Below are 14,063 nucleotides of genomic sequence, written 5' to 3'. Positions count from 1 at the left end.
TCTATTATACGTTATCACTAGATTTTAGCAATCACTTTCAGGGTGATTACGAACCATATCAACATGACTAATCCCATCTTCTAAATAACTTTCTGAGATTATGTGAAAACCAAAACTTTGATAAAAGTCTTTTAAATAAGTTTGTGCAGATATTTTCACAAGTTGCTCTGAGTTGATTTCTTGAATTTTTTCTAAGACTTTTAAGACTAGTTTTCGCCCTAAGCCTCTGCCCCGCCCAGCATTAGCAACTAACACTCTACCAAAAGTTATGTAACTTTCTTTTTGAATAATCCGACTGTAGGCTAATACTTCGCCACTTTCGGCCCAAAAACATAAATGTAATCCTTGATAGTCCCACTGATCGATTTCAGGGTAAGGACAATTTTGTTCAACGACAAACACTTGGATTCGTGCTTGATATATCTTAGTTACTTCAATTGGCGCTAAGTCTGTTAACTTACTACACGTTATTTTCATGATTTCTCCTCTTCTCACATGCTTCTAGCTATTAATTATTATAGTCCTTTTTTGGTGGACTTACAAAATAATTCTCGTAGCTTCCTTTAGTTTTTAATTCGTATCAAAATTAGGGGATGTGTATTATAATATGCCTATAATAAGAATGAGGTGGATTCAATGACTAGCTTAGCAAATATTTTAGACGCTCCCCGATTTTCTGATTTAGAATTACTAACTCCTAATTGTGATACGTCATTAACCGTTACTAGTGTTGAAATAACTGAAACACCAGATATAGCTGGCTTTACATCTAGTGAAACCTTTTTATTGACGACTGCTATGTATTATAAAGACAAGCAAGCTGAGTTAATTACGTTAATAGACTCTTTAGTTAAAATTAGATGCTCTGGCATTGGTATCAAAGTCGGCCGTTTTATCGATGAGATTGATCCTGTAGTAATTGCCTACGCCAATAGCCAAAAGTTTCCCTTAGTGCTAATTCCAAGCACTAAACCTTTAGGGGGTGTCTTACAAAAAATCAATTCTTTTATCAATCAATCTAAAACCGAACAAATAAGTTATGCCTTAGACATCCAAAAACAATTTTCTACCTTAATCATTAACGATGCTTCAATTGAAAAAATAATTTTAGATTTTGGAACGATTGTTAAGTGTCCGATTATTTTAGTTGACCCTTTTAAAGAAGTTGTTGCTTCATCAAAAGATTGGAAGTCTTATGCTCAACCAGCTACCCCTTTGATCGAACAACTTAATAACCAGCAAGCCTTTCATCCTGAGACTGAAAAAGGTAGCCTTTTTGTTGACCTTAATAGCAGTACCAAAGTTGAAACAGCGATTTACCCCATAAAAAGTAATAGTTATTTCCCTTATTACTTAATCATACTCTCACCAGAAAAAATTCCTTATCCCGTTTCTGAATTTGCCATTGAGCAAGCTTTACTTGTCTTAAGTTTCACTCTTTTAAAAAATGACAAAGTCGCTGAATCCCAAAAATCAATTAAAAGCGATTATTTTTTAAATTTGATTGAACGACCTGAGAACAATCAAACGTCTCAAAAGAAATGGTTAACTTATGATGCCAATTTCGGCATTCGTTTTTCGCCTTTTTATCAAGTTATCTATGTCAGTTTAAGTGACGATAATCTCAATCCGAGTCATTTAAAATTAACGGCTGAAAAAATGAAGTTAGCTTATCTTTGGCTCGATCAAAAATTACCACACCTATTAGCTGATTCAGTTGTTTTTCCTGAGAAAAATCAGCATCAACTAGTCATCATTTTACAAAAAGACATTTCGCCTAAATTACTCACTACGCATTTAACTAATTTGGCAAAGACCTTGGCCCAGACTTTCCCTGCCAAACTCGTTTTTTCTTGTGGGCAACCTTGTGATAACTTAGGGGCTATTTCAACTTCGTTAATCGAAGCTAAAATTACTTTTGAGGAACGCCAACAACTACTTAACAAGCCTACCGTTTTATTTTATCGACCGAAAGGTATCTTAAATTTATTCGAAACTATCCAAACTGACGAAGCGAACTATTTTTGCCGCAATTTACTAAAAGAACTCGCATACCCTTTAGACCCAATGCATCAGGAATTACGTAAGACGTTGAAAACGTTTCTTGATAATCAATGCGAAATTACTAAAACAGCTAATCAACTCTTTATTCATCGAAATACTGTGAAATACCGAATTGATAACTGTCAAACAATCTTAGGAGTTACGATTAACGCACCTGAGACTAGTTTAAATCTAAGGTTAGCTCTTGAACTTTCTGAAAATCAACAGTAAACAAGCTTCAGGCTTTTTTTAGCTATTTTGGCCAATGTTCTTTGCTCTCAACTCCTTTATGATAAGCTTATGCCTTAATTTTAGGAGGAGCTATGCCACAAACTGTGACTTACACTTACTTAGATAACTTACCATTGAACTTAACTTATTACCCTAGCCTGACTACGACTACTAAACCTGCTATTCTTTACTTTCATGGTGGCGGCTTAATCTATGGTCAACGGGATGATTTACCAATTGCTTATATCCATCAATTAACGGCTGCTGGTCATCCATTGATCACTTTTGATTATCCTTTTGTTCCTGAAGTCCGTCTTAGAAAACTAATTGACTGTTTATCTCAAGGGATCCTTTGGTTTTACTCTGAGGCTCAAGCAACCTTCGGCCTATCATCTAAGCTTTTTTATTATTTTGGTCGTTCTGCTGGGGCTTATCTTGCCTTGCTCCTAACAAAAAACCGGTCTTTACCACAACCTCAAGGACTGATTCTTTTTTATGGCTATTATGATTTACGTGACCCTGAGTTAACTCTGCCTAGCTCTTACTATAACAAGTATCCAGCTCCATCTTTTATGACGATTCAACCATTAATTAAGAAACACCCCCTTGTTTCTGCCAGAATTGAGGAGCGCTTTCCCTTATATTTAGCTTATCGCCAAACTGGCCAGTGGGGTCAAGAAGCCCTCGGGAGCAATCAAAATTTAGCCGATTTCAGCTTATCTAATAGTGAACTGGCTCAATTACCACCAAGTTTTTTAGCAAGTAGCATTAATGATCAAGACGTTCCTGTCAGAATTACTCAGCACATGGCTCAGCTAATTCCTGATGCTTGTCTTAAGTTAGTCGACGATTTACCACACGATTTTGATGCTAACAGCCGTAATCCCCTGGCGCAAACTATCTACGCTAACTTAATTAGCTGGTTAGCGTAAAAAAATAAGGGAAAGTGAATTCAATCACTTTCCCTTATTTTTATGCTAGACCTTCCACTCTTGTCCCTGCCTGTCCGGCTAGTGCCTCGACAGCTTCTGACAAAGAACAAATAATCGCTGTTTTACCTAATTTTGCAAATTCAATACAAGCTGCCATTTTAGGTCCCATACTGCCTTCTGAAAAATGACCTTCCTGATAATAAGTTTCAGCCGTTGCTAAGGAAATTGTCGTTAACTTTTCTTGATTCGCTTGACCATAGTTAATATACACGTTTGGGACATCTGTTAGAATCATCAAGACATCCGCCACAATATCTTTTGCAAGTCTTAAAGCTGAAGCATCTTTATCAATGACGGCGGCAATTCCTGTTAACTGATTATTTTCCTTGCGAATAACAGGAATCCCGCCGCCACCTGTCGAAACAACAACCATTCCTGCTTCTAACATGCTTTTAATGGCTTCCACTTCAACAATTCCTTTTGGGGCTGGTGATGGGACTAGCCGTCGATAGCCTCGACCGGCATCTTCACCCATGACCCACCCTTTCTCATCTGTTAATTGCTGACTTTGACTCTCACTATAAAATGAGCCAATCGGTTTAGTTGGTCGCTTAAAGGCTTGATCATTTTCATCGACTTCTGTCATCGTTAAAATTGTTGCGACGTTCTTCTCTGGCAAATGATTTTTTAATGATTGTTGGAGCATATAACCAATCAACCCTTGAGACTCGGCACTACAAGCTGATAATGGCAGTTCTGGAATTTCAGCTTGAGCTAATTCGTTCTGGCGTAAAATTTGACCTACTTGGGGACCATTTCCGTGGACAATTGCTAGTTCGTGCCCTGCTCTAATAACCTTTGCAATGCTGGCGCTACTAATTTCAATATTTTGTTGCTGGTTTTCATAAGTTCCTAGTTGACCAGGCTGTAAAATCGCATTACCACCTAGTGCCAATACTACACGTTTTCTCATTTTTTATCTCCCTATGCTGTAAATAGTTAATTTGGACTAAAGCCCAATACATTCCCATAATAGTATCACACCCCGAAGAACTACCAGACTGACTTAATTTGTTTAAAGCCTCAGTGACATCCCCTGACTGCAACTGTTTTATGACTCCTAGTACCCCTGAACTAAAGCTACCTTCTAAAGCAGCCTCTAGATAACTAATCGACACATCAGTCGTCAGCTCTTTTCCCAGCAATGATTCCAGAGTCTCTTTAAAAATACTATCCAGAAAGGAATAACTTTGATTGATTGCTAAAATCCCTACTAAAAAATCATCCCCAGCTGGTGTAAGGCCGATACCAGCACCGATTAATTTCAAAATAAACTCTTCGATTTTTTGACAATCAGCTTTACTATCAGCAAGTAAGCCTGTTGCTAATTCCTGCCACTTAAGTAAGGCTAAAAAATCCAGACCTGCGCCTTTTTCAAACTTTTCAAACTCACTTAATATGGACGTAATATTCCTTGGATCAAGTTCTTCGATTTCAGTAATACTGCTGTGACTCTGAGTTAAGTCGATTGACTGATCGCCGAAATAAAGGGCTTCTCTTTGATACACTACAATTAGCTTATCTGTTAAATTTTCTTGAAGCCTTTGCAGATCAACTAGTTTTAAATGGATACCAAAAGGGACACTGCCTTTTTGGTCATCACCAATAAAAATTAATTGCTTTCCTTGTTGTAAATTAAAGCCATGGTTAAATTGACTGTGGATTTTCAACTGCAGTTGCTCTTTTAAGTATTTTTTCACTAAGTTACCAATCATCACCGGTTGGTACATGACACACACCTCAACTTTTAGTCTCTTACCTTCATACCTAATTTTTCGGCATAGGCTGTGATTGCTTTTTCAAAACAAATTAATGGCGGTCGGACTGTTCCAGCACCAATTTGGCCAATGCCGGCTTTTTTATGAGCAATACCAGTATTGATAACTGGTGTAATACCTTTTTCAACGACTAAACGGGCATCAATCCCTAAACAAGTTCCTTTAAAATCCCAAGTTGGCACTGGGAAATTAGGATTATGGCTTAGACAAATTTCCGCCATCTCGTTACTTGTCTTCAAGGCATCATGAAAGCCACCTGAACCTACAAACCGCGTGACAGCCGGTGCGGCAATCATTGCCATACCACCTACACCAAAGGTTTCAGTAATCGCCGAATCACCAATATCCGTATTAGCGTCTTCCCCACTATACCCGGCAAAATATAACCCTTGAGGTGTATTTACTGGACCAGTAAACCATTGGTCACCCATGCCGCTAATTCTAATGCCAAACTCTTGGCCGTTACGACACATCGCTGTTACGATGGTCCCTGCTTCAATCATGCGGGCGCCATCCATGACAGCTTTGGTTGCTGCCATCATAATATTCAAGAAAAATTGATCTGTCTCAGCCAAAAAGCTTGAAACTTCTTGTTTCTCTTGGGCTGAAATCGGTAGGCCAGTAATAATCGGACCGACTTCTTTATAAAATGCCAAGGACGCAGCGATATTTCGTTGATGAAATTCATCGCCCATAGCAATCGCTTTAGCAACTAAGACATTGACATTTAACCCTTCTGGCATCCTTTTTAAGGCTTGACTCAAGACTGGCGCTAACGTCTCTGACATCCATTTCAAACGGTTGATCACTTCTGCAGAATACGCGCCAAAACGTAAAACTGCCCCAATTCCTTCGTTCATCGTACAGTACGCTCGATTACCATCGCTTTTATTTTCAACAACGAAGACAGGCATATTCCCTGAGGTGATGCCACCCATCGGACCAACAGCATCGTAGTGGTGACACGGGGCAAAAGCGATTTCCCCCGTAGCTAATAAATCGCGGGCTTGGTCTTCAGTTGTTGCCCACTCTTCAAATAAGACAGCGCCGATACAAGAGCCTTGCATTGGCTCAGTCATCTCTGCCCATGTAATTGGCGGTCCAGCATGTAAGAGCATTTTTTATGACAACTCAGGAATGACACTTTTAGCAGGGACGACATCAAGTAAAAAGGGGGCTGATTGAATAATTTTAGTGATTACTCCTTGGTTAGCTTCATCAATTGTTTTATAATTCATTAGTTTACCTCCTGAGTAACGTCATTAAACTGATAGTGATTTAAGAAATACAGCGTTTTTTGGAGCTCAACATCGCCACCAGCTGAGGGACGCCATTCAAAATGAGTGACTTTGCCACCATTTTCGCTAATGGCATCAGCAAAGCTTGCTAACCCAAGATTGATAATTACCGGTTTTTGACTAATTAGCTCGGCTAAACTCCTCGAAACAGTCGGTAATTTCGCTAAAGAACTGACTGCTTTTGCTTGTAGTGGTTTTTCAATGAATTCGATAGTCTTTCCAATGACTGATAAAGCTGTTCTTACAGCTTGAACATTATTCTCGCAGACTGTCACACCTATCTCAGTTAGCTGCTTGATTTGCTGTGCCATGTTTTGAGGGTCTTCCGCCGTTCCGACAACGACTGCTACAAAAGCTAGTTGGCGTTGTTCTTTTGCCGCTTCTGCTAAAACAGTTTTAATCGTTGGGACTAACGCACCTGCCATATCTGGATGGGCGCCATAACCTAAGACTACATCAAAAAGAACAACGGCCGTTCCTTGATCTGCTAAAACATCTTGAATTTTAGCAATTCGGATTTCTGGATCAATCATAGGGTGAGGTTTCCCTTGGGTATAAGTATCATCACCTAAATCAATAATTTCATGATCGCCTGCTTTTAATGTATAACCGACTGGGCTTTGGCCATGTTTTAAATTTAAACTATCAGCTAGTAAGAAAGCTGCTTCATAAGCTAATGTTCCCCCAGAATAATAGCCTTTAATCCCCTGAGATTCCGTCATTAATGGCAGCTGTTTCACTGGTGCAGGAGTATAACTAATCTCCTCGCCTTCGATAATTTTAGTTGCCAATTGAGCGGCCTCTTCTAAAGTGTAAGCGTGGTACAGACCTTCCTCGTGATAAGTCGGTTTGGCACCTAAAAACAAAGTGACAACAGGTTTTGTGACTTTCCGTAAGACATTCAAGACTTTTTCAGCAATTTCCGCTGCTGGTGGTTTGGATATAACGACAATCACTTGTGTTTCTTCATCGGCATTTAGCGCGACAATACTATCAATCATTGAAATCGCCCCAACTTCTGTTGCTAAATCACGACCACCAGTGCCAATCCCATTAGTTACCCCTTGACCGTAACGGTGAATCAAAGTCGTGACTTCTTGGATACCTGTCCCCGAAGCCCCGATAACACCAATCTGACCTTGGCGATTCTTATTTGTAAAGGCTAAAGGTAGACCATGAATGATGCCTGTTCCACAATCAGGACCCATTACGAGTAAGCCTTTTTCATGAGCCTTACGCTTTAAACGAACTTCTTCTTCAAGCGGAACATTGTCACTAAAAACAAAGGCATGTAAGTCGTTATCTAACGCTTGTTCAATCTCTAATGCGGCATATTCTCCTGGCAACGAAATCAAAGCAACATTCGCTTCCGGTTCATTCTTCAATGCCTTTTCCCAAGAGTTGATTTTTTCTGACACTACTTCGCTATTTTCTTTTTGATTACTTAATTCGCTCTCAACGACTTGCATTATTTCAGCAACTTGATCACTACTAGTAACTTCTAGCATAACAACCATATCATTGGCAGAAGCTGTTTTTAATTCGGGAGTATCAAAGCCACCAGCGACTAAAATATCTTTGTTGGCTGGGGTTCCCATCATAATTGACACTCGGGTAACTTCAGGTAACTGACTTAATTTACTAGTTAATAACATTAAGACAACGGAATCTTGATAACTGTTTTCTATGATAAGTGTTTGCAACATATTTTCTCTTCCTCTCATTCCTTAACATCACTTCTCGGCGAAGGCATCACTATGGTCGTACCGATTGTAATGAATATCATTACTTTTTAAGTAGTCATAAATTTCTTTGACTATGGGAATCCCTTCTGCCTGATGTTTTTGAAACCTGATTTCTGACAATTCTCCTGGATAGTAAACTTGCTGAACACCTAGGGCAGGTTGATTTTCATGTAATTCAGCAATCATTGTAGTTAAATTACTTTTAAAAGTTTCAATATTAGTAAAGTGTTCCGGGTTGATTAAAATAAATAGTTGGCCTAGATTACGGCCCGTTGATAAGTCTGCATACATTGAACTAACATGTTTACCGAAGGGCAATCCTAATAATGAGCCTGATAATATATCAACCATCATCATCAAGCCGTAGCCTTTTGGACCAGCAATCGGTAATAACCCTTGGACTTGGTTGGCGTCTGTTGTTGGTTGCCCTTGGCTATCTACTGCCCAGGTCTCAGGAATTTCTTGATTTTTACTGCGAGCATCTAAAATTTTCCCCCAAGCTTGAACCGTTGTGGCCATATCAAAAATAATTGGACGGTCACTTGTTGTTGGTGCACTAAAAGCAATTGGGTTAGTTCCAAAATACGGTTCTGTCCCACCAAAAGGCACCGCCATCGGATCAGATTGACAGACCGTCAAAGCGACTAAGTCAGCTTGGGCAGCTAAATCAACGTAGTATGATAACATCCCACTGTGACCCATTTTAGAAACACCAACGACAGCAACACCTGACTCTTTCGCTAACTTGATACTATGTTCTAAGGCTTCTCGACAAGCCACATGACCAATCCCATTATCGGCATGAAAAATGCCAGTACTCGGACCTGTCTGTTCAAAACGAAAGGCTGGTTTAATCGTCGTACCACCTTTAGCGATTCTTTCCGCATAATACTCCACTCGCACTGCTCCGTGAGAGTGGACCCCTCTTAAATCAGCATAGGTCAAGTGACGAGCTACCTCGGTGGCTTGTTCAGAGTCTAGTCCTGCTTTTTCGAGTTTTTTTTGAATGAGCCCTTCTAATTCAGCGGTTTTTAAATAAACTAATTCTTCTGACATAATGGCTTCCTTTCCAACTACTATAATTCGACATCTCGATTACAATCTTTTGAATAAAGGTAACTTAAAGGGGCATTGCGACCAACTGAATAACAGGCTTGCAAATTATAAGCCCCCATGAAAATATAGTCGCCTGCTTTAACTGGTAGCCAATGATTATCTAAGTTATACATACCTTCCCCGCTTAACAGCAAGGCACCATGTTCTTGATAATGAGTTTCAATGTAGCCGTGAGAACCACCTGTGGCGAAGCTTAAGATGTGAAAGTTCATATCAAAATTCAAATCCGTTGGCAATAAATTTTTAAAGGCTACATCCGTCATCCCTTCATACGCTTCGCCTTGAACATCAGCTGAATTACCTACAACTGTATAAGGTTGATAACCAGTGACTGCTTGATATTTCTTCTTATATAAAAAGGTTTCTGTCTCTTCCTTTGATTTATTTTCAAAAATCAAGCTTTCTGTTGGGGGGCAATAAACGTAACCCCCTTCAGTTAATTCAAACTGTTCTTCGCCAACTGTGACGGTTAACTCACCAGTTAAGACATAAATAAACGTTTCAATCCCCTCACCGCCAAACCCCTTTTGATTGCCGCCACCTGGTAAGACTCGACATAAGTAATCTACGAATGTCGCTCCTAATTTTGGTGTTGCCATAATTGTCATTTCACAGTTTTCAAAATTAGGTAATGTGTTTTTAACTAAGCCTTGGGGAGGAATCACGGCAAAATTGCCTCTTTCAATCACTGCTCTTGAAGCTAAAATATCTTTTGGGTAACCTAGTTCATTTGTTTTATAGCCCATTGTTAATCCCTCTTTCACATCTGATTTAAATTGCTAGTTTTTTACGATTAGTTATTACAAATAGAATAGTCGTGATAACTAAAATAACTGCTGAAATATAAAAGCCCATAATCTTGGAGCCCGTATTATCGGAAATAAAACCTGTTAAGGCTGGCGCGATAACCGAAGAACTCATTCCGAAAAAGTTAAAGACGCCAAAAGTTGTTCCATAACTTTCTTTTGATGCACTATCTGCAATATATGAAATAATAATTGGTTCAACGGCTAATTTCCCTAGTAAGCCATATAAAATCAAGGCAACTAATAAGATCCCTGAAGAAGGGGCTAAGACTGTCAGTAAGAGCATTAAAGCCGCCGCAATTTCCAAAAGAAAAATAAAACTAATTTTTTTATCCCGGTTTTTATCTGATAAGCGACTAAAGAATAAGGCACCTGGAATGGCTGCAAACGCGACTAAGGCTGAAGAAAAACCAATCGCCAACCCTTGAAACCCACGTTCCTCTTGTAAGAAGGACGGCAACCAAGTAACTACCATGTAATAGCCGTAACACGTTCCAAAATATAAAAGATAAGCAGTAATCATTTTCAAACTGAATAATTGCTTAACACTGACTTTGCCTTGAGGCTGTGACGTTGTTTCAACTTTCTCATGTGTCGTTGAAGCTGGTGCAACGTAACCTGGTTTAATCACAAGTGCAAAAACTGCCACCATCGCTAAAATTGCGACGACACAAATATACATCATCGTTTGCCAAGGCATTCCTAGCTGTTTAACGATTAAACTAGAACCAATCAAACCGAAGCCCATTCCAACAGCAGAACCACTATTAATAATTGCTGTAGACAATGCTCGACGTTCCGTTGGAATACTTTCTGAAGACAGTGAATAGGCAGCCCCATAGTAAGAGCCACAGCCAATTCCTGCTAATACACTCCCAATGTAAATCGTTGTGATTGAAGCAGCAGTTGAGATAAAGAAGGCTGAGGCAGCAAATAAGAGAAAGCCTGGAATCAACACTGTTTTTTTGCCTAATTTATCAACTAAGATGCCAGCGGGAATTTGCATGCCAGTATATCCGAAGAAGTAACAACTTGAAATCAAGCCCATTTGAGTATTCGTGTAATTACCAATCGTTGCTTGAATTTCCGGAAATAAAGGCGTAAGCGCCGACCGATAAATCCAAATCGTCACCCACCCGAGACATAACATAATGATTACTTTTTGCCAGTACTGTAAACCTTTTTCTTGTGGTGCTACGCTGCTATTTTCCATTATTTCGCTCCTTCTCTAAGCTTCATAGGCTAATTTATACAATGAGGCACTTAAGGCTTTCACACCTTCAACTAAATCTTCAAGCTTGGTTGCTTCCTCTGGGTTATGACTGATTCCACCAATACTTGGGACAAATAACATTGCTGTTGGAACATAATTAGCAAAAATTTGAGAATCGTGACCTGCCCCACTATGCATAAGTTGGAAATTTAAGTTAGCTTCCTGACAGGCTGCTTCTAAGACTGTGACAATTTCCTTTGACATTGGCGTTGGCGCTTCATTCATCCAGTTCTCAATTTCAATTGTGAGACCTAATGCAGCTGCCGTTGCTTGCATATCAGCTTCAATTTCTGCTGTAAAACTAATCAATTCGGCTTGGTCAGTATGACGGCAATCCATAGTAAAGACGGTTTTCCCTGGCACAACGTTGACGGTGTTCGGTTGAACTGAGACGTGACCAAAAGTTAAGACTAATAGATCACCAAAAGCTAAACTTTTTTCTATTGCTTCATTAATCATCTTGCTCATGCCGTAAACAGTATCTTTGCGATACCCCATCGGCGTTGTCCCAGCATGATTGGATTCACCCGTTAATGTGATGTTGTAACGTTTTTGCCCGACAATACTTGTGACGACCCCAACTTGTTTGCCTGTTTTTTCAAGAACCGAACCTTGTTCTATATGGATTTCAACGAAAGCTTTGATGTCTTGACGTAACTGTTCCTCTTCCTTTGGGAAATCAAAGCCTGCTTCATGCATGGCATCAACAAACTTAATCCCTTGATTATCTTGGGCCTCAATCACTTCTGCTTTATTCGCTATTCTCCAGATATTCTTACTGCCCCAAAAAGCATAAGGAAAGCGACTTCCTTCTTCTTCTGCCATTGAGACAATTTCTAAATTCCGCTTTGGTTGACCATAGTTTTTTAACAAATGCTCAATCGCTATGTAAGCTGCAACAATCCCATATTGGCCATCTAAAGCTCCACCATTAACAACTGTATCAACATGAGAACCTGTCATAATTGTTTCATCGGGATACTCAGTCCCAGAAACCTTACCGAACAAATTACCAACAGCATCGAAGCTTGTAGTTAAACCAATCTTTTGAAACTTTTCGACTAAACCTTTTTGGGCCTCTCGCCACTGTTGATCGTAAAGCAAACGGGTTGTCCCACCAGTTGGATCAGCGCCAATTCCCGATAACCATTTGACTTCCTCTGCAACGACTGTCTTTAACTCTGCCATGCTTTTTCACTCCTTTTTAACTTTTTCTTCGCAACTAATCATTACTACCCTTAAATTGTAAGCCTTTTCTATTTCTAGTTCATTAGTTAATAACACTAAAAAGCCCCTCTCATTTGGCCATTGTGCCCAAAAGGCGTTTCACAGACAATTCCTTTGGTTGACCCCACTCTCCTGGGACTCTTTGTGCTAAAAACCGCTTATTTTAAATTTTTTTTTGGTTTTTTTAGTTAAATTGAACAATTTTTTTAAACGCTTTGTCACTTTCAATTATATCTAATTGAAAGCGCTTTATGTTATTGTTATTTTAAGCCTATATTTACTGATTAGCAAATTGACAAAGCTTACTAGAAAGGATGTTTTAAATGGTACGTTGGAAACGCCTAGGGACAACTAATCAAATTATGATTATGTTAGTTATCGGAATGATTGTCGGTCTTTATTTTGGGGAAAGCATCGCCCCGATTAAAACCATTGGCGATATTTTTTTAAGATTGATTCAAATGTCTGTTGTCTTATTAGTAATGGGAGCAGTAATTGAAGCCGTTGGTAGCCTCACTCCAAAAGATTTAGGCAAGTTAGGTTTAAAAACCCTTGCTTGGTTCATGTTTTCAACCTTGTTAGCTTCTGCCTTTGGGATTATCTTTGCACTACTTTTGCAACCTGGGAAAGGTTTGTCTTTAGCTGAAACGACGAGTCAAATCACACCCGCTCCTAGCATGACCATCTCTGAACTTATAATTGATTTTTTTCCTACAAATATCCTTAAATCGATGGCTGAAGCTAACATGATTCAAGTTATTATTTTTGCCGCTATTTTTGGTATTGCTGTCAGTATTATTAATAAAGAAAAGGGTTCTTCCAGTTTTTTAACTGGGGTTAAAGAGTTTAATAAAATTATCATCAAAATGGTTACTTTAATTATGGGGCTGGCGCCATTTGGGGTTTTTGCCTTGATTGCTTGGGTAACTGGTACAATTGGCTTTAAAGTTATTCTGCCCCTAGGAAAATTCCTGTTAACCTTTGGCATTGCCACACTGGCCTTTTTAATCGTTTGGTTCATTTTTGTCGGTATGTATACTAAAATTTCTCCATTTTTAATAGCTAAACGAATGAAACAAATGTTATTAGTCGCCTTTACAACGACTAGCTCAGCCATCACTTTACCTGTAGCTATGGCTGATGCTGAATCTCAATTAGGTATTTCAAAAAAAATCACTAAATTAGTCTTACCTTTAGGTCTTGCCTTAAATAGTAATGGACTAGCTACTTTTTTAGCCGTTGCTTGCATCACTTTAAGCCAAGTCTATGGGTTACCAACAGATATTTATGCAATTTCTAATATTGTCTTATTGGCTACCTTGGCAACTTTAGGGACTGTCGTTGTGCCTGGTGGCGGTCTTGTTGCTTTGGCGATTGTTGTTCCTAGTATGGGGATCCCCGTTGAAGGAATTGCCCTTTTAGCAGGTATCGACTGGTTTTCTGGAATGTTCCGCACCCTTTCAAACGTTGCCGGTGATACTACCATTGCCTTATTAATTGCCAAAGATGAAAATGGCATTAATCGAGAAATTTTGTCTTGATGTCCACAATAAA

General features: G+C 39.2%; 11 protein-coding genes and 1 pseudogene. 3 read left to right on the top strand and 9 right to left on the bottom strand.

Translation table 11 applies throughout. The annotated features are described in order from the left end of the window. Positions 1-24: 24 nt before the first annotated feature. Complete coding sequence (locus tag CBF35_RS06180) at positions 25-477, bottom strand: GNAT family N-acetyltransferase (protein ID WP_126779174.1); 453 nt, start codon at positions 475-477, stop codon at positions 25-27. A 159-nt stretch (positions 478-636) separates the two neighbouring features. Between CBF35_RS06180 and CBF35_RS06175 the strand changes: the two genes are divergently transcribed. Both CBF35_RS06175 and CBF35_RS06170 read left to right on the top strand, forming a co-directional pair. After that, complete coding sequence (locus tag CBF35_RS06175; protein WP_126779172.1) at positions 637-2,274, top strand: PucR family transcriptional regulator; 1,638 nt, start codon at positions 637-639, stop codon at positions 2,272-2,274. A gap of 92 nt (positions 2,275-2,366) precedes the next feature. Continuing rightward, positions 2,367-3,206 (top strand): alpha/beta hydrolase, encoded by an 840-nt coding sequence (locus tag CBF35_RS06170; RefSeq protein ID WP_126779170.1) that lies wholly within the window; start codon positions 2,367-2,369, stop codon positions 3,204-3,206. A gap of 40 nt (positions 3,207-3,246) precedes the next feature. Here the strand turns inward: CBF35_RS06170 and arcC are convergent, their stop codons facing one another. From arcC to allC, 8 genes and pseudogenes are all read right to left on the bottom strand, one after another. After that, positions 3,247-4,179, bottom strand: coding sequence for a carbamate kinase (gene arcC / locus CBF35_RS06165; RefSeq protein WP_126779168.1), 933 nt, complete (start codon positions 4,177-4,179; stop codon positions 3,247-3,249). Further along, the gene (locus tag CBF35_RS06160) at positions 4,145-4,996 is read right to left on the bottom strand and encodes an oxamate carbamoyltransferase subunit AllH family protein (protein ID WP_126779166.1); all 852 of its coding nucleotides are present in this window, start codon (positions 4,994-4,996) and stop codon (positions 4,145-4,147) included. Before CBF35_RS06160 ends, arcC begins: the two co-directional genes overlap by 35 nt. Before the next feature lie 17 nt (positions 4,997-5,013). Beyond that, a pseudogene (locus CBF35_RS06155) lies at positions 5,014-6,282 on the bottom strand (YlbE family protein). Next, complete coding sequence (gene fdrA, locus CBF35_RS06150) at positions 6,282-8,048, bottom strand: acyl-CoA synthetase FdrA (RefSeq protein ID WP_126779164.1); 1,767 nt, start codon at positions 8,046-8,048, stop codon at positions 6,282-6,284. Before fdrA ends, CBF35_RS06155 begins: the two are co-directional and overlap by 1 nt. Before the next feature lie 27 nt (positions 8,049-8,075). Further along, positions 8,076-9,143: an ureidoglycolate dehydrogenase gene (gene allD / locus CBF35_RS06145; RefSeq protein WP_126779162.1), complete on the bottom strand. Its 1,068-nt coding sequence runs from the start codon at positions 9,141-9,143 to the stop codon at positions 8,076-8,078. A 20-nt stretch (positions 9,144-9,163) separates the two neighbouring features. Then, positions 9,164-9,949 (bottom strand): (S)-ureidoglycine aminohydrolase, encoded by a 786-nt coding sequence (allE, locus tag CBF35_RS06140; RefSeq protein ID WP_126779160.1) that lies wholly within the window; start codon positions 9,947-9,949, stop codon positions 9,164-9,166. 25 nt (positions 9,950-9,974) lie between these two features. Then, positions 9,975-11,222 carry an MFS transporter gene (locus tag CBF35_RS06135; RefSeq protein ID WP_126779158.1) on the bottom strand — a complete coding sequence of 416 codons (1,248 nt, stop codon included), beginning with the start codon at positions 11,220-11,222 and terminating at the stop codon, positions 9,975-9,977. Positions 11,223-11,237: 15 nt separating this feature from the next. Then, positions 11,238-12,470 (bottom strand): allantoate deiminase, encoded by a 1,233-nt coding sequence (allC, locus tag CBF35_RS06130; RefSeq protein ID WP_126779156.1) that lies wholly within the window; start codon positions 12,468-12,470, stop codon positions 11,238-11,240. 362 nt (positions 12,471-12,832) lie between these two features. Between allC and CBF35_RS06125 the strand changes: the two genes are divergently transcribed. Next, positions 12,833-14,050 carry a dicarboxylate/amino acid:cation symporter gene (locus tag CBF35_RS06125; RefSeq protein WP_126779154.1) on the top strand — a complete coding sequence of 406 codons (1,218 nt, stop codon included), beginning with the start codon at positions 12,833-12,835 and terminating at the stop codon, positions 14,048-14,050. Positions 14,051-14,063 lie beyond the last annotated feature (13 nt).

Origin of the sequence: Vagococcus salmoninarum (assembly GCF_003987495.1) — a bacterium.
GTDB classification, from domain to species: domain Bacteria; phylum Bacillota; class Bacilli; order Lactobacillales; family Vagococcaceae; genus Vagococcus_D; species Vagococcus_D salmoninarum.
Note: the sequence above shows the minus strand (reverse complement) of the source record. Positions and strands in the feature narration are given on the sequence as shown.